Here is a 19316-nt window from a genome sequence, read left to right as displayed (position 1 = left end):
GTATCCCTTCGCGGTAGCCTCGTCATCACGGTGCAGCCCCGCTCCACGGGGCCCCCGGGGCTGCCGGTCCGCGCTCTTGGCGGGCGGGAGAGACCTCCGGCAGTCGTATTTTGCATGCCGGAGGTAGTGGAACGTGACCGTACCTGTCTGGGCCTGGATCGCCGTCATCGGTGGCCTGCTGGTCGTCCTCGCCATCGACCTCTGGATCGTCGACCGGGGTGAAGCCCGCGAGTTCTCGATGCGGCAGGCCGGATACTGGGTCACCTTCTATGTCCTGCTCGCGGTGGTGTTCGGCGGGGTGCTGTGGGCCACGATCGGCGGCCCCAAGGCGGGGGAGTTCTTCGCCGGTTACATCACCGAATACAGCTTGAGCGTCGACAACCTGTTCATCTTCTTCATCATCATGAGCAGGTTCGCGGTGCCCCGGGCGTACCAGCACAAAGTGCTGCTCGTCGGGATCCTGCTGGCGCTGGTCATGCGCGGCGTCTTCATCGCGCTCGGCGCGGCCGCGCTGGAGCGGTTCAGCTGGTTGTTCTATGTTTTCGGGGCTTTCCTCGTCTACACGGCGATCAACCTGATCCGCCAGCACCTCAAGGATGAGGAAGAGGAGTTCAGCGAGAACATCCTGCTCAGGTGGGTGCGCAAGGCGTTCCCCACCACCGAGGGGTATGTCGGGTCGAAGGTCACCGTCAAGATCGACGGACGGCGGATGGTCACCCCGATGCTCATCGTGATGGTCGCCATCGGCAGCACCGACCTGCTGTTCGCGCTCGACTCGATTCCGGCCATCTTCGGGCTCACCAAGGACCCGTTCATCGTCTTCGCGGCCAACGCGTTCGCGCTGATGGGACTACGTCAGCTCTACTTCCTGCTGGGTGGCCTGCTTCAGCGGCTGGTCTACATCAGCTATGGACTTGCGTTCATACTGGGCTTCATCGGGGTTAAGCTGATATTGGAGGCACTGCACGCCAGCGAGGTCTCCTGGGCGCCCGAAATCCCCATCTGGGTGTCGCTCACGGTCATCGGCGCCACCATGGTCATCACTACCGCGGCCAGCCTGATCAAGGCCCGTGTCGATGCGCGCAAGGGCGAGGAAACCAGCAGGGCTAGCTAAATGGCTTTCGAGGCGCTTTGCTTGAGAAGTTGCGCCGTGTAATAGTTGCTGACTCTGTAACATCACGGCAAAGCGCCCAGTCCAGTCACCATCGAAGGTTGTACGTGTCAGACGATTCTGCCAAGACGCGCCGCGTGCGGCTCGCGCGCGGGGTGTCCCCGTGGCTCTTCCCAACGGTGGCCGCCGCGGCCACTTCCGCGCTGCTGACGCGCCGGGACCGTCGATGGGCGCTGGCGGCCGTGCCGCTGGGCGCCCTCACCGGTGCCATGCTCTGGTTCTTCCGCGACCCCGACCGCACGCCAGGTGACGGGCGGATCCTGTCACCGGCCGACGGCGTCGTGCAGAGCATCGACCCGCGGGCCGACGGACGCACCCGCGTCGCGATCTTCATGAGCCCGCTGAACGTCCATGTCAACAGAGCCCCCCTTGCGGGAAATGTCACCTCCGTGCAGCATGTGGCGGGTGGGTTCCTGCCGGCTTTCAACAAGGACAGCGACCAGAACGAACGCGTGGTGTGGCATTTCGAGACGGCGCTCGGCGACGTCGAGATGGTGCAGATCGCGGGCGCCGTGGCGCGCCGGATCGTGCCATACCTGAGCGCCGGGGCCAAGGTCTCGCAGACCGAGCGGATCGGGCTCATCAGGTTCGGTTCGCGGGTCGACATCTACCTTCCCGAAGGGATCTCTCCCGCGGTTTCCGTGGGCGAGAAGACGGTTGCGGGGGTGACCAGAATTGACCGCGGCTGATGCCGGCAGCTGGCAGGCGGAAGACGAAGAACCTCGAGGACCCGTCGGCAAGGCGTTCCGCCTGTCCGCGGCTGACTCGCTCTCACTGGGCAACGCCATCTGCGGGTTCCTCGCGGTGTGCGTCCTGGCCTCATCGGCCATCCAGTCGCTCAAGGCCGGCGGCGACTTCACACCCGCGCCCAGCTACTTCGCGACCGCGGTGGTGCTACTGCTCATCGGCGCCACGTGCGACCTGTTCGACGGCCTGGTCGCGCGGCGCTTCCGCGCCTCCGCCATGGGTGCCGAGCTCGACAACCTCGCCGACGTGATCAGCTTCGGGTTCGCGCCCGCGTTCATGGTCGTGATCTGGGGTGGTTTCACGGACAAGGTGCCGTTCGCCGCGGTGGTGGCCGCCGCCGCGGCGGTGCTGGTCGCCGGTGTCGTACGGCTGGCGAGGTTCGCCTGCGTCAAGACCAAGAGCGGCGACTTCATGGGCCTGCCCATTCCCATGGGCGCCATGACCGTCATCTCGATCGTGATGCTCTTCCAGCCGAGCCCCTACTCGTTGCTCGCGGTGCTCGGCGTGGCCTGGCTGATGGTGAGCCGGATCGAGTACCCCAAGCCCAAGGGGCAGCTCGCCGCGGTGGTGCTTGGGTGGATCATGATCAATGTGGCCTTCCTGACCTTCTGGGTGGCCTGGCCCGAGGGTGGCGACCTGCCCATCAAGATCGGCGCCACCATGCAGATCGCGCTCGTGGCGGCGATCCCCTTGCGGGTGCTGTTCTACAAGCGTGAGCAGCGCAAGGAAGCCGAGCGCATCGGCACATGAGCGGATACGTCCGCCGTCATCGGATGGTGATGGAGCCATGTCGGCCACGCCGCGCGAGCACACGCGAACGTACTTCCTCGCGAAGCTGGCCAGGGAGCTGGAGCTGCACGGGCTGACCACCACGCTGCGTGCCTATCCGCCCGCGCTGCGGGTCAGCGACCCCGACACCGCGATGCTCGCCGAGACGGTCGACTGCGTGCCGCTGCCGGAAGGGTGGTTCTACCGCTGGTCGTGGGGCGAGATCGTGGGCCTGGCCGACGATCCCGCCCTGGCGGCCCAGCGGATCGCCAGGGTCCTGGCGAACCGCTGACCGGCGGCCGGTCGAGGGCATTTACCAGCCTCTGGCCTGCCATTCCGGGAGCGACGGGCGCTCGGCACCCAGCGTGGTGTCCTTGCCGTGGCCCGGGTACACCCACGTGTCGTCGGGCAGCCGGTTGAAGATCTTCTCGACGACGTCGTTGTAGAGCTGGGCGAAGCGCTCCGGGTCCTTCTGGGTGTTGCCCACCCCGCCGGGGAAGAGCGAGTCGCCGGTGAACAGGTGGGTCTCCCCCTTGCCGCCGTCGTACAGCAGGGCGATCGAGCCCGGCGTGTGCCCGCGCAGGTGGATCACCTCGAGGTCGACCACGCCGACCGCGATCGTGTCGCCGTGCTCGACCGTGCGGTCCACCGGGACCGGCAGCGCGGGCGCGTCGAGCGGATGCGCGATCACCTGGGCGCCCGTCACCTTGACCACCTGCTCCAGCGCCTGCCAGTGGTCGCCGTGCTGGTGGGTCGTGACGATCTCGCTGATCGGCTGGTCGGAGAAGAGCGCCAGCAGCCGGTCGGCCTCCGCCGCGGCGTCGATCAGCAACCCGTCGCCGGTCTCGGTGCAGCGCAGCAGGTAGGCGTTGTTGTCGAACGGCCCGACTGCCAGCTTCCAGATCGACAGCTTCGGGAGCTCGCGTACGTCGGCGGGACCGCCGACCTGGACGTCACCTGTATAGGTCATGGATAGTCCTTCGGGGGCGTCGCGGGCAGATCAGCGGGGGCGGGCATCGTCAACCACGGCGGCGCCACGGGAACCGGCATGGACGGCCGCCCCACCGTCACCACCCTAACGCCCTCACCATCGGATCTCCCGATGAGCCATGCCAGGACGTCGGCCGCGCCGCCCTCGACCGCGGGTCCGGAGCCCAGGCCGCGCCACGTCCGCCCGCCGTGCAGACTGATCTCGCTGACCGTGCTCTGGGCGTGCGGCCAGGTCCGCAGGCTGTCGTGGAGTTCCCGGTGGACGAACGTCTCCGGCCAGTCCGCCGGGCCGTACCCCGCGCCGAGGTCCACGTGGTGCACTTCGACCTCGCGCAGCCGCCGTACGAGGATGTACCAGGCGGGGTGCGGCGGCGGGCGCATGCCCGCGACGGTCGTGCGCCACGCCGCCTCCGGCAGGTCGCGGATCGCGGCGGCCAGCCGGGCGGTGCCGGCCTCCAGTTCGGCCACGTGCTCGGCGGCGGTACGGCCCGCGCCGGCCTCGATCCCCGCCGCCCTGGCCTCGGGGGTCGGGTACTGCGGTGTCTTGACGCCGGTCCTGGCCCAGGTCAGCAGGTTGATGTGGCTGCCGGCGTTCCCCGCCAGGTGGGAGAGCACGTGACCCTTGGACCAGCCAGGAAGGCGCGAGGGCGCGGCGAGGTCGTCGTCGGTAAGGGACGCCGCCGTGGCCAGGAAACGGTCGGTCGCCGCGGCCAGCTCGGCCTGGAGCGCCAGCAGAACGATCATGCCGGATATTTCATCATTTGGTGGGGTGCGGGGAGATCCCCGGGGCATAAAATCGCAGGTCATGCGGTTGACCGCTAAAGGCCTCCTGTAGGGGTGGGAGTAGGCCGTAACCTGGTAGCGACGGATTTTCGGGGTTCGGACTGCGGGCCGCCGAAATTGTCGGAGCCCCCGTCTACCATCCCCCGTGGACCTATCCGCCTTTCGACATCCGGGATCGCCGTGGCAGACCGCCTGATCGTGCGTGGTGCACGAGAACACAACCTCAAAGACGTCTCGCTGGACCTGCCGCGAGACTCTCTGATCGTTTTCACCGGCCTGTCCGGCTCGGGCAAGTCGAGCCTGGCCTTCGACACGATCTTCGCTGAGGGTCAGCGGCGCTACGTCGAGTCGTTGTCGGCTTACGCCCGCCAGTTCCTCGGCCAGATGGACAAGCCCGACGTCGACTTCATCGAGGGCCTGTCGCCCGCGGTGTCGATCGACCAGAAGGCCACCAGCAAGAACCCCCGCTCGACCGTCGGCACGATCACCGAGGTCTACGACTACCTGAGGCTGCTGTGGGCGCGCATCGGCAAGCCCCACTGCCCGGTGTGCGCGCGGCCGATCGCCAGGCAGATGCCGGAGCAGATCGTCGACCGCGTGATGGACTTCGACGAGGGCACCCGCTTCCAGGTGCTGGCCCCGGTCGTCAGAGGCCGCAAGGGCGAATACGCCGAGCTGTTCCGCGAACTGCAGACCAAGGGCTTCGCCCGTGCCCGGGTCGACGGCGTCGTCGTACGGCTGGAAGAGCCGCCCACGCTGAAAAAGCAGGAGAAGCACGACATCGAGGTCATCGTTGACCGGCTGTCGGTGAAGGAGTCGTCGCGCCGACGGCTCACCGACTCGGTCGAGACCGCGCTGCAGCTGTCCGGCGGCACGATCACGCTGGAGTTCGTGGACCTGCCCGAAGACGATCCCAACCGGGAGCGCTTCTTCTCCGAGCACCTCTACTGCCCCTACGACGACCTGTCGTTCGAGGAGCTGGAGCCCCGCTCGTTCTCCTTCAACTCGCCCTTCGGCGCCTGCCCCGAGTGCACGGGGCTCGGCACCAAGATGGAGGTCGACCCCGACCTGGTCGTGCCCGATCCGGAGCGCACGCTCCGCGACGGCGCGCTCCACCCGTGGTCCGGCGGCCACACCAGCGAATACTTCGTCAGGCTGGTCGAGGCGCTCGGCCACACCATGGGCTTCACCCTCGACACGGCCTGGGAGAAGCTGCCCAAGGCCGCACAGAAGTCCCTGCTGTTCGGCCACGACGAGCAGGTGCACGTCCGCTACAGCAACCGCTACGGCAGGCAGCGCTCCTACTACACGACCTACGAGGGCGTCATCCCGTGGGTCCAGCGCAGGCACGTCGAAGCGGAGAGCGACTCGACCCGCGAGCGGTTCGAGGGCTACATGCGGGAGATCCCCTGCCCGGCCTGCAAGGGCGCCAGACTCAAGCCGGTCACGCTGGCCGTCACGGTCGCGGACAGGTCGATCGCCGACGTGTCGGCCATGTCGATCGGCGAGTGCGCGGAGTTCCTCGCCGAGCTCAAGCTGTCCGACCGCGACATGCAGATCGCCGAGCGGGTCGTCAAGGAGATCAACGCCCGCATGGGCTTCCTGCTCGACGTCGGCCTCGACTACCTGACCATGGACCGCGCCGCCGCCACCCTGGCGGGCGGCGAGGCACAGCGCATCCGGCTGGCCACGCAGATCGGCTCCGGCCTGGTCGGCGTCCTGTACGTCCTCGACGAGCCGTCGATCGGCCTGCACCAGCGTGACAACATGCGGCTGCTCGACACGCTGATCAGGCTGCGCGACATGGGCAACACGCTGATCGTCGTCGAGCACGACGAGGACACGATCGCCGCCGCGGACTGGGTGGTCGACATCGGTCCGGGCGCGGGCGAGCACGGCGGCCAGGTCGTCGTGTCCGGCACCGTCCAGGAGCTGCTGGCCAGCGAAGAGTCGATGACCGGCCAATACCTGTCCGGCCGCAGGAGCATCCCGATCCCCGCCAAGCGTCGCAAGCGCGACAAGAAGCGGCAGATCACCGTGAAGGGCGCGCGCGAGCACAACCTCAAGGGCGTCGACATCGAGTTCCCGCTCAGCGTGTTCACCGCGGTCACCGGCGTGTCGGGGTCCGGCAAGTCGACCCTGGTCAACGACATCCTCTACAACGCGCTAGCCAAGGAGCTCAACGGCGCCCGCACGGTGCCGGGACGCCACTCCCGGATCAACGGCATGGATCAGGTCGACAAGGTCGTACACGTCGACCAGTCACCGATCGGGCGCACCCCGCGCTCCAATCCGGCCACCTACACCGGCGTGTTCGACCACGTGCGCAAGCTGTTCGCGGCCACCACCGAGGCGAAGGTCCGCGGCTACCAGCCGGGTCGGTTCAGCTTCAACGTCAAGGGCGGTCGCTGCGAGGCGTGCGCGGGCGACGGCACCATCAAGATCGAGATGAACTTCCTGCCCGACGTATACGTCCCGTGCGAGGTCTGCCACGGCGCCCGCTACAACCGGGAGACGCTGGAGGTGCACTACAAGGGCAAGACGATCTCCGAGGTGCTCGACATGCCGATCGAGGAGGCGCTCGGCTTCTTCGACGCCATTCCGGCGATCAAGCGACACCTGCAGACGCTCAACGACGTCGGCCTCGGCTACGTGCGGCTCGGCCAGCCGGCGACCACGCTGTCCGGTGGCGAGGCGCAGCGCGTCAAGCTCGCCTCCGAGCTTCAGCGGCGGCAGACGGGGCGGACGATCTACGTGCTCGACGAGCCGACCACCGGGTTGCACTTCGAGGACATCCGGCGGCTGCTCGGCGTGCTCGGGCGGTTGGTCGACGGCGGTAACACCGTGATCGTCATCGAGCACAACCTGGACGTCATCAAGACGGCCGACTGGGTGATCGACATGGGGCCTGAGGGTGGGTCGCGGGGCGGCACGCTGGTTGCCACGGGCACGCCGGAGGAGGTGGCGCTGGTGGATGAGAGCCACACGGGGCGCTTCCTTCGTAAGATCCTTTCGCTCTGAAGGCCAGGGTTCTGTGCGGCGGGGGTCCGCCGTACAGAGCTGCGCACTGTCGGACCGCGGGTTTCGCACACCATGGACCCCGCCCATCGGGCATGACCGTGCCCAGGGGCGGGGTCGAGTGCTGCCTGGTGATGGCTGCGGCGTTGAGGCAGTCGGCCGGTGGGTCCGCATCGGTCGTGCGGGTCCCGGTGGAGACATCTGGTGGTGCGGCAGATGGTGGCCGCGGCCGAGGCCGGGAGACGGTCGTTCGGCATCGCGGGGATGAAACCTGACGCGGGACCAAGAGTTCGCGTCGGGTGGCCGCGAGTCCCCGAGGAGCGTCGTGTGGTGCGGCTGGGCGCCGGGCGTCCAGGTGTTGGCGGGAGCGCGGCCGCCCGGGTGCTGGCGGGGCAGGCGGCCGTTCGGGTCTGACCCGGACGGGGGACCGAGGGGGGTCGGCAATAAAGTTGACCCGACGACAGCGGCCTGGCCTGCAGGGGGTCAGTGGCCACGGGGAAGGGTCGGCACCATGGGGATTACGGAGCCGGGCATCGCCATGCCTGAAATCGGGCGTCGCGAGGCACTGGGAGCCGCCGGATTGGCGGCGTGCGGGCTCGCGATCGCGGGATGCGGCAGCGGTGCCAAGGCGGCGCCGGTGGCCGGGATCAAGGGGCAGGTGCTGGCCAAGACCGCGGACGTGCCCGTGGGCGGCGGCATCGTCGTACAGGAGTACAAGATCGTGGTCACCCAGCCGGCGAAGGGCGTCTTCAAGGCGTTCAGCGCGGTGTGCACGCATAAGGGGTGCGTCGTCAGCGCGCCCGAAAAGAACGTCATGACGTGCGGGTGCCACGGCAGCGAGTTCGCCGCCGACAGTGGCAAGGCGCTGCAGGGGCCCGCGACCGCGCCGCTGACGGTCTATTCGGTCAAAGTCGAGGGTGACGGCGTCGTGGTCGTCTGAACAGGTAATTCTGCGTGGTTTCCGGGATTGGCGTACGGCACGCTGAACCGGCGCGAGGGCGCTGGCCGTACCTAAAGAGAGAACTAGACCTGGGAGGACGCACGATGACCGAAACGACGCGCCGGGCGGTGGTGCTTGGAGCCGGAGGCGCCGGGCTCGCAGTGGTGATGACCGCTTGCGCGAGCTACGGCTCGCCCGCGACTCAGGCGAGTGAGGCACCGGCGGCCGACGAACCGTCGTCCGAGGCTCCGAAGAAGAAGAAGGCAACCGGCGCCAAGGCGCTCGCCGACACCGGCGACATCCCCAGCGGGGGCGGGAAGGTCTTCGAGAGTCAGAAGGTGGTCGTCACTCAGCCGACGGAGGGTGAGTTCAAGGCGTTCACGGCGGTCTGCACCCATCAGGGGTGCACGGTCGACGAGGTGGCCGACGGCACCATCAATTGCCCGTGCCACGGGAGCAAGTTCAAGATCTCGGACGGCTCCGTCGCAGGTGGGCCGGCTTCCGAGCCGCTGAAGGAGAAGAAGATCAAGGTGAGCGGGGGCAAGATCACGCTCGCGTAGCGAGTCCTCATGAATTTCTCACCTGTGTGCGGTTGGGTGGGCGACATGGGAGAAGACCTTCAGAGTCGCAGGGCGGTGATCGCCGGTGTGGGTGTGGGTGGCCTGGCACTGGCGCTGACCGCGTGCGGTAGTAATGACGCCACGTCCGGCACGCAGGCCTCGGCGGCCACGACGGAGTCCAGCGCTCCGGCTGCCGCGGGTGGCGCACTGGCGAAGACCTCCGAGATCCCCGTCGGTGGGGGGACGGTTTTCAAGGAGCAGAAGGTGGTGGTAGTGCAGCCCAAGTCGGGCGAGTTCAAGGCGTTCAGCGCGATCTGCACCCATCAGGGGTGTTCGGTGGCCAGCGTCGCGAACGGCACGATCGACTGCCCGTGCCATGGCAGCAAGTTCAAGATCGAGGATGGATCCGTCACCGCCGGGCCGGCCAAGAAGCCGCTTCCGGAGCAGCAGATCAAGGTGGACGGAGACCAGATCACGCTCGCCTAGGCGCACGCCCGCCGTACCAGGATGGCTGGTACGGCGGGCTGCCTTGTCGGTGCGGACCGTTAGTCTTTGAACGTGGCGAGATCAACGCGCAGCCCCCTGAGTTTCCGGCCCCGGTCGGGCTCCATTCCCGACTCTCCGGGGGTCTACCGGTTCAGGGACACGCATGGCCGAGTGATCTACGTCGGCAAGGCCAAGAGCCTGCGGCAGCGGCTCAACTCCTACTTCGCCGACTTCTCCGCGCTGCACCCGCGCACGCAGTCGATGCTCACCACCGCCGCCGACGTCGACTGGACGGTGGTCGGGACCGAGGTCGAGGCGCTGCAGCTCGAATACTCCTGGATCAAAGAGTTCGACCCGCGGTTCAATGTCAAATACCGCGACGACAAGTCCTACCCCTACCTCGCCGTCACCCTGGCCGACGACTTCCCGCGCGTGCAGGTGATGCGGGGCGCCAAGCGCAAGGGCACCCGCTACTTCGGCCCCTACTCGCACGCCTGGGCCATCCGCGAGACCGTCGACCTGCTGCTGCGCGTCTTCCCCGTCCGCACGTGCAGCGCGGGCGTGTTCAAGCGGGCCGGGCAGATCGGCAGGCCGTGCCTGCTCGGCTACATCGACAAGTGTTCGGCGCCGTGCGTCGGCCGGATCACGCCCGAAGAGCACCAACTCCTGGCCGAAGACTTCTGCGACTTCATGGCGGGCAACACCGGCCGCTTCATCAAGCGGCTGGAGCGCGACATGCGCGAGGCCGCCGCCGAGCAGGAGTACGAGCGGGCCGCCAGGCTCCGCGACGACATCCAGGCCCTGCAGCGCGCTCTCGAGAAGCAGGCCGTCGTCCTTGGCGAGGGCACCGACGCGGATGTGATCGCGCTGGCCGAAGACCCGCTCGAAGCCGCCGTCCAGGTCTTCTACGTGCGTGGCGGGCGCATCCGCGGCCAGCGCGGCTGGGTGGTCGACAAGGTCGAGGAGGCCTCGCCCGGCGAGCTCGTCGAGCAGTTCCTGCTGCAGATGTACGGCGACGCGGGCGCCGAGTCGATGCCCCGCGAGGTCCTCGTGCCCGTGCTGCCGCCCGACGCCGAGGCGCTCACCGAGCTGCTGTCGGAGCAGCGCCGCGCTCGGGTCGAGGTCCGGGTGCCGCAGCGCGGCGACAAGAAGTCGCTGATGGAGACCGTCGAGCGCAACGCGAAGGAGTCGCTCGCCCAGCACAAGATCCGCCGGGCCGGCGACCTGACCAGCCGCAGCAAGGCGCTGCAGGAGATCGCCGACGCGCTCGACCTCGACCAGGTGCCGCTGCGCGTCGAGTGCTACGACGTCTCCCACCTGCAGGGCGAGAATGTCGTGGCGTCGATGGTGGTGTTCGAGGACGGCCTGCCGCGCAAGAGCGAATACCGCCGTTTCGCCGTCAGGACCAAGGAAGGCGACGTCGCCTCCATCTACGAGGTCATCCAGCGGCGGTTCCGGCGCTACCTGGAGGAGCGCTCGGCCACCGGCGAGCTGGCGGCCGACGACGACGCCGACGGACCCAACGGGCCCATCGACCCGGAGACCGGAAAGCCGCGCAAGTTCGCCTACCCGCCCAACCTGGTCGTGGTCGACGGCGCGGGCCCCCAGGCGGCCGCCGCCCAGCGGGCGCTCGACGAGCTCGGCATCGACGACGTCGCCGTGTGCGGTCTGGCCAAACGGCTCGAAGAGGTGTGGCTGCCCGGCGACGATCAGCCGGTGATCATGCCGCGCTCCAGCGAGGGCCTCTACCTGCTGCAACGCGTGCGGGACGAAGCACACAGGTTCGCCATCACCTACCATCGTGCTAAGAGGTCCAAGAGCGTAAAAGAGAGCGCGCTCGACGCCGTGCCCGGCCTCGGGCCGGCGCGCAGGCAGGCGCTGCTCAAACACTTCGGCTCCGTGAAGAAGCTGCGCGAGGCCACCGCCGCCGAGATCTGCCAGGTCCCCGGCATCGGTCCGGCCATCGCCGAGGTGATCGCGTCGACGCTGAAGGGGGAGGGACAGTGAGCCCGCCGAACGGAGTGAGGCAATGAACACCGAGCCGGCGTTCGTCATCGTCACCGGCATGTCAGGGGCGGGGCGCAGCACCGCGGCGAAGGCGTTGGAAGACCTGGGCTGGTTCGTCATCGACAACCTGCCGCCGGGGCTGCTGTTCGCCATGGCGGAGGAGGCGGGCAAGGTCAAGCTGGCCGCCGACAAGGTGGCCGCCGTCGTCGACGTGCGCAGCCTGGCCTTCACCACCGATCTCAACGCCGCCATCGAAGAGCTCGAAGGTCGCGGCGTACGCGTGCGCGTGGTGTTCTTGGAAGCCAGCGACGAAGGGTTGGTGCGCAGGTTCGAGAACGTCCGCAGACCTCACCCGCTCCAGGGCGAGGGCCGTCTGGTCGACGGCATCGCCCGTGAGCGGGGCATCCTGCGCGAGGTGCGGGCCAACGCCGACCTGGTGATCGACACCTCCTCGCTCAACGTGCACGAGTTGCGCAACAAGATCGTCAACTTCTTCGGCGGCGAGGACCGGCCGGGGCTGCGGCTCAACGTGGTCTCGTTCGGCTTCAAGTACGGGCTGCCGGTCGACGCCGATCTCGTGGTCGACTGCCGGTTCCTGCCCAATCCGCACTGGGTGCCGGAGCTGCGGCCGATGAACGGGCTTGACGCGCCGGTGCGTGACTACGTGCTCGGCCAGCCGGGCGCGAAGGAGTTCCTTGACGCGTACGAGGAGGTTCTGCAGGTGATCGCCGCCGGATACGCGCGCGAGGGCAAGAGCTACGCGACGCTCGCGGTGGGCTGCACGGGCGGTAAGCACCGCAGTGTGGCCATGGCCGAGCAGGTCGCCGGCCGGCTGCGTGACCGCGGCATGGAAGTACAGGTCAGCCACCGGGATGTGGGGCGGGAGTGACCGATGAGGGCGAAGCCCCAGGTGACGCGGTCGTAGCAGGCCCGGCGTCCGATGATCGGCCGCGGGTGGTGGCGCTGGGCGGCGGTCACGGGCTCTACGCCTCGCTCTCCGCGCTGCGCGGCGTGGCGGGTGACCTGACCGCGGTGGTGACGGTCGCCGACGACGGCGGCTCCAGCGGGCGGCTCAGGCGCGAGCTCGGCGTGCTGCCTCCCGGCGACCTGCGCATGGCGCTGGCCGCGCTCTGCGGCGACGACGAGTGGGGGAGCACCTGGAGCGAGGTCGTCCAGCACCGCTTCCGCAGCGAGGGCGACCTGCACGGCCACGCCGTGGGCAACCTGCTCATCGTGGCGCTGTGGGAGCTGCTCGGCGACCCCGTGGCGGGCCTCGACTGGGTGGGCCGGCTGCTCGGCGCCCACGGCCGGGTGCTGCCGATGGCGTCGGTGCCGCTCGACATCGTGGCCGAGGTGGAGCTCGACGGCGTCATCTCGACCGTACGCGGGCAGGTGGCCTGCGCGCTGACCCCCGGCCGGGTGCAGGCCATCTCCCTGGTGCCGGAGGATCCGCCCGCGCGGCCCGAGGCCGTGCGGGCCGTGCTGGAGGCCGACTGGCTGGTGTTCGGGCCGGGGTCCTGGTTCACCAGCGTGTTACCGCATCTCAAGGTGCCCGCGCTGGCCAGGGCGCTGCACGAGTCGAAGGCCAAGCGGCTGGTCACCCTCAACCTGGCGCCGCAGCCCGGCGAGACCGACGACTTCTCACCCCAGCAGCACCTGGAGGTGCTCCGGCAGCACGCGCGCGATCTTCGGGTCGACGTCGTGCTCGCCGACACCGGCGTGGTCGACGACCCCGACGCCCTGGAGAAGGCGGCCGCCGCGCTCGGCGGACGGCTCGTCATGGCCGACGTCGCCGCCGCCGACGGCTCTCCCCGACATGACGCACGACGTCTTGCCTCCGTCCTGGACGAGATTTTCCTCCAGAAGCGTTGATCCTGGTCGGCGCGGCGCAAAGGTGCGAGAGACTGCTGAGAGTCGGTCTGAATGGGGGAGGACTAACGCTTATGGCGATGACGGGTGTGGTGAAGGACGAGCTGAGCCGCCTGCCAGTGCTGAAGCCCTGCTGCCGGAAGGCGGAGGTGTCCACGCTGTTGCGGTTCGCCAGTGGGCTGCACCTGGTGGGCGGGCGCATCGTGATCGAGGCGGAGCTCGACACCAACGCCACCGCGCGGCGGCTGATCAAGGACATCGGGGAGGTGTTCGGTCACAAGGCCGAGGTGCTCGTGCTGGCACCCGCCGGGCTGCGCAAGGGATCGCGCTATGTCGTGCGCGTCTACCGCGACGGTGAGGCGCTGGCCCGGCAGACGGGTCTGATCGACAACCACGGGCGCCCGGTGCGCGGCCTGCCTCGTCAGGTGGTGGCGGGGGCCGCCTGCGACGCCGAGGCCGCGTGGCGCGGGGCGTTCCTGGCGCACGGCTCGCTGACCGAGCCGGGGCGCTCCATGTCGCTGGAGGTCACCTGCCCGGGGCCCGAGGCGGCGCTGGCGCTGGTGGGCTCGGCGCGCCGGCTCAAGATCCACGCCAAGGCGCGGGAGGTGCGCGGCGTCGACCGGGTGGTGGTACGTGACGGCGACGCGATCAGCGCGCTGCTCACGCGGCTCGGCGCGCACGACAGCGTGCTGGCCTGGGAGGAGCGGCGGATGCGCCGCGAGGTGCGGGCCACGGCCAACCGGCTGGCCAACTTCGACGACGCCAACCTGCGCCGCTCGGCGCGGGCGGCGGTGGCGGCGGGGGCGCGGGTGCAGCGGGCGCTGGAGATCCTGGGCGACGAGGCACCCGACCATCTGGTGATCGCGGGGCGGCTGCGGGTGGAGCACAAGCAGGCGTCACTGGAGGAGCTGGGGCAGATCGCGGATCCGCCGCTGACCAAGGACGCGATCGCCGGACGTATCCGGCGGTTGCTGGCAATGGCCGACAAACGCGCGACCGACCTGGGCATCCCCAACACCGAGGCCAACCTCACCGTGGACATGCTCGCCCAGTAGACCCGTTCTCTGTCCGGCTCTGTGCGGGACGTTCTTTGTCCGGCTCTGTGCGGGTGCTCCCCGTGCGTGGCCTGCCGTCAAGGCGGTTCATGCTTTACGGCAGGCACGGTGGGCGCCAACCGCCGTCGTGAGCTGGGCCCTGTCCAGGGGAACGCTCCTCCGGTGGAGGGACTTCTCGCCGTGACGTGCGGGCTCGTCGGCCGATCCCGTGGATCGGGTTTGTGCGCCTGTTCCGGTGACAGGGGCTTGTGCGCCGAGTCCGTGGGTCGGCCCGTGCGTCGTTTCAGGCGCGGCCCGGGTCTCTTGGGGCGAAGAGGTCGCCCGTGGGGCGGGAGGGGTTGGTGGGGCTTTGGAGGGGCTCGAAGGGGGCCCGGTACTCCGGTTCGGCAGAGGTCGGGTCCTCGTCCTCGGGTGGGGTGACGGACGTTTGGCGGGCTCGGACGCGGCCCACCCGGATGCGTACGACCACATAGGCCGTCAGAGCCGCCGCGGCCAGGGGCAGCCAGGGCTCCCAGGAGTCCTTCAGCGAGGACCAGAGGTTCGTCAGCTCGCTCGGGAAGGTGGTTCTGAGGCGGTCGAGGCTCAGGTCCGGCTGGCCGCCGGTGCTCGTCGCGCGGGCGGTGGTCCAGCCCAGGGCCACCGCCGCGATCGCGCAGAGGGTTGACCACCAGGGCAGCACCCGGCTGCTCGATCTGACCAGGCATACCAGGACCGACAGGAGGAGCGCGATGACGAAGGCGATCGCGGTCAGCGCCCAGAGGCCGTCGCCGGCCGCCAGGAAGGCAGCCGGAAGGAAGCGGGCTCCGTAGTGGAGTGCCGCCGCTTGCGCGATGGTGCAGATGAGCGTGGCTATGAAGCCCACGACCAGGCCAGACAGCAGGCCGGACCTAGGTTGTGACATCTCAGCCCCCAGAGAATGCCCGAATTTACTCCGATGAGTCGGGCACTTTACTCGAAGCTCACAAATTACGCGCCCGGATCGCGGATTCGCGCTAAGGGGAGTCCAGTGGTCTAAACCAATTTGGGTCCGATAGGGTTTGTCATCGAGGTTTTCACTCGCCATCACGTACGAGGAGATCGGTTCCCGTGAGCATCCGCGTAGGCGTCAACGGCTTCGGCCGCATCGGCCGCAACTTCTGGCGTGCGGTGGCCGCCAGTGGCAAGGACATCGAGATCGTTGCGGTCAATGACCTGACCGACAATGCGACGCTCGCCCACCTGCTGAAGTACGACAGCATCCTCGGCCGCCTGCCTTACGAGGTGAAGGTCGCCGGCGACGAGATCATCGTCGACGGCAAGGCGATCAAGGTCTTCGAGGAGCGCGACCCGGCCAAGCTGCCGTGGGCCGACCTCGGCGTCGACGTGGTGCTGGAGTCGACCGGCCTGTTCACCGACGCGGCCAAGGCCAAGGTGCACGCCGACAACGGCGCCAAGAAGGTCATCATCTCCGCTCCGGCGAAGAACGAGGACGTCACGATCGTGATGGGCGTCAACGACAACGCCTATGACGCCGCCAAGCACACGATCATCTCCAACGCCTCCTGCACCACCAACTGCCTGGCTCCGCTGGCGAAGGTCCTCAACGACGCCTTCACCATCGAGAAGGGCCTGATGACCACGATCCACGCCTACACGCAGGACCAGAACCTGCAGGACGGCCCGCACAAGGACCTGCGCCGCGCCCGCGCCGCCGCCGTCAACGTGGTGCCCACCTCGACCGGTGCGGCCAAGGCCATCGGCCTGGTGCTGCCCGAGCTCAAGGGCAAGCTCGACGGGTTCGCGATGCGTGTGCCGATCCCCACGGGCTCGGCCACCGACCTGACCGTCGAGCTCTCCCGTGACGTGACCGTCGAAGAGGTCAACGCCGCGTACAAGGCCGCCGCCGAGGGGCCGCTCAAGGGCGTGCTCAGCTACACCGAGGACGAGATCGTCTCCAGCGACATCGTCACCGACCCGCACTCCTGCATCTTCGACGCCGGCCTGACCAAGGTCATCGGCAACCAGGTGAAGGTCGTCGGCTGGTACGACAACGAGTGGGGCTTCTCCAACCGCCTCGTCGACCTCATCCAGTTGGTGGGCGCGGACCTCTGATGCGTAGGCTCGACGATCTCGACGTGAAGGGTCGGCGCGTGCTCGTACGCGCCGACCTCAACGTCCCACTCGACGGTGAGACGATCACCGACGACGGCCGCATCCGCGCGTCGGTGCCGACGATCAAGGCTCTGACCGGCGCGGGCGCGAAGGTCGTCGTCTGCGCTCACCTGGGCCGCCCCAAGGGCCGCCCCAACCCCGGCTTCTCGCTGAAGCCGGTCGCCGAACGCCTCGCCGAGCTGCTCGGCGAGGACGTGGCCTTCGCCACCGACGTGGTCGGCGACAGCGCGCACGCCGTCGTCGACGCGCTGCGCGAGGGCCAGGTCGCCCTGCTGGAAAACCTGCGGTTCGAGCCGGGCGAGGAGTCCAAGGACGACGCCGAGCGGGGCGCGTTCGCCGAGAAGCTGGCCGGACTCGCCGAGCTCTACGTGGGCGACGGCTTCGGCGCGGTGCACCGCAAGCACGCCAGCGTCTACGACGTGCCCCGGCTGCTGCCGCACGCGGCGGGCGGGCTCATCGTGGCCGAGGTCGAGGTGCTCAGGAAGCTCACCGAGGACACCGAGCGCCCCTACGTGGTGGTGCTGGGCGGCGCCAAGGTCTCCGACAAGCTCGGCGTGATCTCCAACCTGCTGGCCAAGGTCGACCGGCTGCTGATCGGCGGCGGCATGGCCTACACCTTCCTCAAGGCCCAGGGCTACGAGGTCGGCAAGTCGCTGCTCCAGGAGGACCAGCTCGACCAGGTGCGCGGCTTCCTCAACGAGGCCGCCGAGCGTGGCGTCGACCTCGTGCTGCCCGTCGACGTGCTGGCCGCGACCGGCTTCGCCGAGGACGCGCCGCACGACGTGGTCGAGGCCACCGCCATCCCGGCCGACCGCGAGGGGCTCGACATCGGTCCCAGGACCCGTGAGCTGTTCGCGGCCAAGCTGGCCGACGCCAAAACCGTCTTCTGGAACGGCCCCATGGGCGTCTTCGAGTTCGACGCCTTCTCCGGCGGCACCCGCGCCGTGGCCGAGGCGCTGATCAGGGCCGAGGCCCTGACGGTGGTCGGCGGCGGCGACTCGGCGGCGGCCGTGCGTAAGTTCGGCCTGCCCGAAGACGGCTTTTCGCACATTTCCACCGGTGGCGGAGCGAGCCTCGAATATCTCGAAGGCAAGACCCTCCCCGGACTCGCCGCCCTGGAGGACTGACCGTGAGAAAGCCGCTCTTCGCCGGCAACTGGAAGATGAACCTCAATCACCTTGAGGCCATCTCGCTGGTCCAGAAGCTCGCCTTCGCGTTCACCGACAAGGACTTCGACCGGGTGGAGGTGGCCGTCCTGCCGCCTTTCACCGACCTGCGCAGCGTCCAGACGCTCGTCGACGGCGACAAGCTGCGCATCGTCTACGGCGCGCAGGACCTGTCCCAGCATGACGCGGGCGCCTACACCGGCGAGATATCGGGCGCGATGCTGGCCAAGCTGAGCTGCACGTTCGTCCTGGCCGGCCACTCGGAGCGGCGCCAATACCACCGCGAGGACGACGACCTGGTCAACGCCAAGGTGCAGGCGGCGTTCCGCCACTCGCTCACGCCGATCCTGTGCGTGGGCGAGGGCCTGCCCGTGCGCCAGGCAGGCGAACACGTTTCACATTGCCTGAACCAGCTTGACGGTGGACTGCGCAAGATCTCCGCTGAGCAGGCACAATCGATAGTAGTGGCCTACGAGCCGGTGTGGGCGATCGGCACCGGCGAGGTGGCCACGCCCGAGGACGCCCAAGAGGTCTGTGGAGCACTGCGAGGCAGACTCGCTGAGCTGTACGACCCCGAAGTGGCCTCCGCAGTACGTATCCTCTACGGAGGGTCAGTAAAGTCAGGCAACATCGCTGGGATCATGGCTCAACCCGATATCGACGGCGCGCTCGTGGGCGGTGCCAGCATCGATGCCGGGGAGTTCGTAAAGATCTGCCGTTTCTCCGATATGTCCGGCTAACTGAGTCGTTCCGGGGGTGCGACTTGACAACAAGCCGTACCCTCTAGAGGCAAGTTTGAATCGTCACGCGTGACAGAGCATTGAAGGACTAGGCATACCGTGGAAATCGGAATCTCCATCGCCCTCATCCTGGCGAGCTGTCTCATGATCCTGCTCGTCCTGCTCCACAAGGGCAAGGGTGGCGGCTTGTCTGACATGTTCGGCGGCGGTTTCTCGTCGAACTTCGGTGGTTCCTCGGTGGTGGAGCGTAACCTCGACCGGCTGACCGTCATCACGGGCACCGTCTGGTTCGTCTGCATCATCGCTCTGGGCCTGCTCCTGCGGCCCTGAGTCAGGTTGACGCGTGACAGTGATTCTCCCCCCGTGTGTCACGGGGCGATCGAGCGAGGAGTTCATCCGTGGGTAGTGGCAACGCGATCCGTGGCAGCCGTGTCGGCGCCGGCCCGATGGGGGAGGCCGAGCGCGGCGAGGCAGCTCCGAGAGTGCGGGTCTCGTTCTGGTGCGCCAACATGCATGAGACGCGTCCCAGCTTCGCCAGCGACGCGGCGGTGCCCGAAATGTGGGACTGCCCACGCTGCGGTCTCCCGGCCGGCCAGGACGAGCAGGCCCCGCCTGCCCCGCCCCGGAACGAGCCGTACAAGACGCACCTCGCTTATGTGAAGGAGCGCAGGAGCGACAAGGACGGCAAGGCGATCCTCGAGGAAGCGCTGGAGCGTCTGCGCAACAACAAGTCTCCCTGGTAGGAACAGCAGGATCTTGTTAGCTCAGAGGTACATATGTCAGAAGGGCCCCGGCACCGCGCCGGGGCCCTTCTGGCGTTGCGCCCGGGGGCCTTGCGGGTTGCGGGCTGTTGAGCGGGGGCGCG

Annotated in this window: 21 protein-coding genes; 18 read left to right on the top strand and 3 right to left on the bottom strand. The window is 68.5% G+C overall.

Features of this window, described 5'->3' with window-relative positions; genetic code table 11:
- The first annotated feature begins 133 nt into the window (after window positions 1-133).
- The 4 genes from ACGFNP_RS46170 (at window position 134) to ACGFNP_RS46155 (ending at window position 2978) form a co-directional block, all read left to right on the top strand.
- Complete coding sequence (locus ACGFNP_RS46170) at window positions 134-1114, top strand: TerC family protein (protein WP_358324818.1); 981 nt, start codon at window positions 134-136, stop codon at window positions 1112-1114.
- A gap of 104 nt (window positions 1115-1218) precedes the next feature.
- Window positions 1219-1860 carry a phosphatidylserine decarboxylase gene (locus ACGFNP_RS46165; protein WP_358324815.1) on the top strand — a complete coding sequence of 214 codons (642 nt, stop codon included), beginning with the start codon at window positions 1219-1221 and terminating at the stop codon, window positions 1858-1860.
- The gene (pssA, locus tag ACGFNP_RS46160) at window positions 1847-2668 is read left to right on the top strand and encodes a CDP-diacylglycerol--serine O-phosphatidyltransferase (RefSeq protein ID WP_393329340.1); all 822 of its coding nucleotides are present in this window, start codon (window positions 1847-1849) and stop codon (window positions 2666-2668) included. Before ACGFNP_RS46165 ends, pssA begins: the two co-directional genes overlap by 14 nt.
- Window positions 2669-2705: 37 nt before the next feature.
- On the top strand, window positions 2706-2978 hold the full coding sequence (locus tag ACGFNP_RS46155) for a hypothetical protein (RefSeq protein WP_358324809.1): 273 nt from the start codon (window positions 2706-2708) through the stop codon (window positions 2976-2978).
- 21 nt (window positions 2979-2999) lie between these two features.
- On the opposite strand, the gene ACGFNP_RS46150 is transcribed toward ACGFNP_RS46155, so the two are convergent.
- Together ACGFNP_RS46150 and ACGFNP_RS46145 are read right to left on the bottom strand one after the other, a co-directional pair.
- Complete coding sequence (locus ACGFNP_RS46150; RefSeq protein ID WP_393329338.1) at window positions 3000-3656, bottom strand: MBL fold metallo-hydrolase; 657 nt, start codon at window positions 3654-3656, stop codon at window positions 3000-3002.
- The gene (locus ACGFNP_RS46145; RefSeq protein ID WP_393329336.1) at window positions 3653-4420 is read right to left on the bottom strand and encodes a maleylpyruvate isomerase family mycothiol-dependent enzyme; all 768 of its coding nucleotides are present in this window, start codon (window positions 4418-4420) and stop codon (window positions 3653-3655) included. The genes ACGFNP_RS46150 and ACGFNP_RS46145 overlap by 4 nt, the downstream gene beginning before the upstream one ends.
- Before the next feature lie 219 nt (window positions 4421-4639).
- Between ACGFNP_RS46145 and uvrA the strand changes: the two genes are divergently transcribed.
- From uvrA to whiA, 9 genes are all read left to right on the top strand, one after another.
- Window positions 4640-7480: an excinuclease ABC subunit UvrA gene (uvrA, locus tag ACGFNP_RS46140; protein ID WP_358324801.1), complete on the top strand. Its 2841-nt coding sequence runs from the start codon at window positions 4640-4642 to the stop codon at window positions 7478-7480.
- A gap of 201 nt (window positions 7481-7681) precedes the next feature.
- Entirely contained in the window at window positions 7682-7891 is a 210-nt protein-coding gene (locus tag ACGFNP_RS46135) for a hypothetical protein (protein WP_358324798.1), read from the top strand.
- A 97-nt stretch (window positions 7892-7988) separates the two neighbouring features.
- Window positions 7989-8417, top strand: a complete 429-nt coding sequence (locus ACGFNP_RS46130; RefSeq protein WP_393329334.1) for a Rieske (2Fe-2S) protein — start codon at window positions 7989-7991, stop codon at window positions 8415-8417.
- Between the two features lie 104 nt (window positions 8418-8521).
- Window positions 8522-8977, top strand: coding sequence for a Rieske (2Fe-2S) protein (locus ACGFNP_RS46125; protein ID WP_358324792.1), 456 nt, complete (start codon window positions 8522-8524; stop codon window positions 8975-8977).
- A gap of 45 nt (window positions 8978-9022) precedes the next feature.
- Window positions 9023-9463: a Rieske (2Fe-2S) protein gene (locus ACGFNP_RS46120; protein WP_219528589.1), complete on the top strand. Its 441-nt coding sequence runs from the start codon at window positions 9023-9025 to the stop codon at window positions 9461-9463.
- 96 nt (window positions 9464-9559) lie between these two features.
- On the top strand, window positions 9560-11470 hold the full coding sequence (gene uvrC, locus ACGFNP_RS46115) for an excinuclease ABC subunit UvrC (protein WP_393329366.1): 1911 nt from the start codon (window positions 9560-9562) through the stop codon (window positions 11468-11470).
- A 22-nt stretch (window positions 11471-11492) separates the two neighbouring features.
- Window positions 11493-12359, top strand: a complete 867-nt coding sequence (rapZ, locus tag ACGFNP_RS46110; protein ID WP_214636241.1) for an RNase adapter RapZ — start codon at window positions 11493-11495, stop codon at window positions 12357-12359.
- 65 nt (window positions 12360-12424) lie between these two features.
- Window positions 12425-13342, top strand: coding sequence for a uridine diphosphate-N-acetylglucosamine-binding protein YvcK (gene yvcK / locus ACGFNP_RS46105; RefSeq protein ID WP_219528670.1), 918 nt, complete (start codon window positions 12425-12427; stop codon window positions 13340-13342).
- Between the two features lie 71 nt (window positions 13343-13413).
- The gene (gene whiA / locus ACGFNP_RS46100) at window positions 13414-14394 is read left to right on the top strand and encodes a DNA-binding protein WhiA (protein WP_219528586.1); all 981 of its coding nucleotides are present in this window, start codon (window positions 13414-13416) and stop codon (window positions 14392-14394) included.
- Between the two features lie 283 nt (window positions 14395-14677).
- Here whiA and ACGFNP_RS46095 read toward each other — a convergent pair whose 3' ends face one another.
- Window positions 14678-15295 (bottom strand): hypothetical protein, encoded by a 618-nt coding sequence (locus ACGFNP_RS46095; RefSeq protein ID WP_358324785.1) that lies wholly within the window; start codon window positions 15293-15295, stop codon window positions 14678-14680.
- 185 nt (window positions 15296-15480) lie between these two features.
- Between ACGFNP_RS46095 and gap the strand changes: the two genes are divergently transcribed.
- The 5 genes from gap to ACGFNP_RS46070 all read left to right on the top strand — a co-directional run bounded on the left by gap (window position 15481) and on the right by ACGFNP_RS46070 (window position 19194).
- Window positions 15481-16485: a type I glyceraldehyde-3-phosphate dehydrogenase gene (gap, locus tag ACGFNP_RS46090; protein WP_358324782.1), complete on the top strand. Its 1005-nt coding sequence runs from the start codon at window positions 15481-15483 to the stop codon at window positions 16483-16485.
- A complete protein-coding gene (locus ACGFNP_RS46085; RefSeq protein WP_393329330.1) occupies window positions 16485-17672 on the top strand; it encodes a phosphoglycerate kinase in 1188 nt (395 codons plus the stop codon). The genes gap and ACGFNP_RS46085 overlap by 1 nt, the downstream gene beginning before the upstream one ends.
- Window positions 17669-18451 carry a triose-phosphate isomerase gene (gene tpiA / locus ACGFNP_RS46080; protein WP_358324901.1) on the top strand — a complete coding sequence of 261 codons (783 nt, stop codon included), beginning with the start codon at window positions 17669-17671 and terminating at the stop codon, window positions 18449-18451. The genes ACGFNP_RS46085 and tpiA overlap by 4 nt, the downstream gene beginning before the upstream one ends.
- 99 nt (window positions 18452-18550) lie before the next feature.
- Window positions 18551-18781 carry a preprotein translocase subunit SecG gene (gene secG / locus ACGFNP_RS46075; RefSeq protein WP_214636246.1) on the top strand — a complete coding sequence of 77 codons (231 nt, stop codon included), beginning with the start codon at window positions 18551-18553 and terminating at the stop codon, window positions 18779-18781.
- 68 nt (window positions 18782-18849) lie between these two features.
- Window positions 18850-19194, top strand: a complete 345-nt coding sequence (locus ACGFNP_RS46070; protein WP_214636247.1) for an RNA polymerase-binding protein RbpA — start codon at window positions 18850-18852, stop codon at window positions 19192-19194.
- Window positions 19195-19316: the final 122 nt, after the last annotated feature.

Source organism: Nonomuraea sp. NPDC049269, from assembly GCF_043197155.1.
GTDB lineage: Bacteria > Actinomycetota > Actinomycetes > Streptosporangiales > Streptosporangiaceae > Nonomuraea.
This window is presented reverse-complemented; position numbering and strand designations above follow the sequence as displayed.

Excerpts from the sequence above, each read along its gene's own strand:
- ACGFNP_RS46155 (WP_358324809.1), top strand. The coding sequence starts at position 2,706 with ATGTCGGCCACGCCGCGCGAGCACACGCGAACGTACTTCCTCGCGAAG.
- ACGFNP_RS46150 (WP_393329338.1), bottom strand. The coding sequence starts at position 3,656 with ATGACCTATACAGGTGACGTCCAGGTCGGCGGTCCCGCCGACGTACGC.
- ACGFNP_RS46145 (WP_393329336.1), bottom strand. The coding sequence starts at position 4,420 with ATGATCGTTCTGCTGGCGCTCCAGGCCGAGCTGGCCGCGGCGACCGAC.
- ACGFNP_RS46130 (WP_393329334.1), top strand. The coding sequence starts at position 7,989 with ATGGGGATTACGGAGCCGGGCATCGCCATGCCTGAAATCGGGCGTCGC.
- ACGFNP_RS46125 (WP_358324792.1), top strand. The coding sequence starts at position 8,522 with ATGACCGAAACGACGCGCCGGGCGGTGGTGCTTGGAGCCGGAGGCGCC.
- ACGFNP_RS46120 (WP_219528589.1), top strand. The coding sequence starts at position 9,023 with ATGGGAGAAGACCTTCAGAGTCGCAGGGCGGTGATCGCCGGTGTGGGT.
- rapZ (WP_214636241.1), top strand. The coding sequence starts at position 11,493 with ATGAACACCGAGCCGGCGTTCGTCATCGTCACCGGCATGTCAGGGGCG.
- whiA (WP_219528586.1), top strand. The coding sequence starts at position 13,414 with ATGGCGATGACGGGTGTGGTGAAGGACGAGCTGAGCCGCCTGCCAGTG.
- ACGFNP_RS46095 (WP_358324785.1), bottom strand. The coding sequence starts at position 15,295 with ATGTCACAACCTAGGTCCGGCCTGCTGTCTGGCCTGGTCGTGGGCTTC.
- ACGFNP_RS46085 (WP_393329330.1), top strand. The coding sequence starts at position 16,485 with ATGCGTAGGCTCGACGATCTCGACGTGAAGGGTCGGCGCGTGCTCGTA.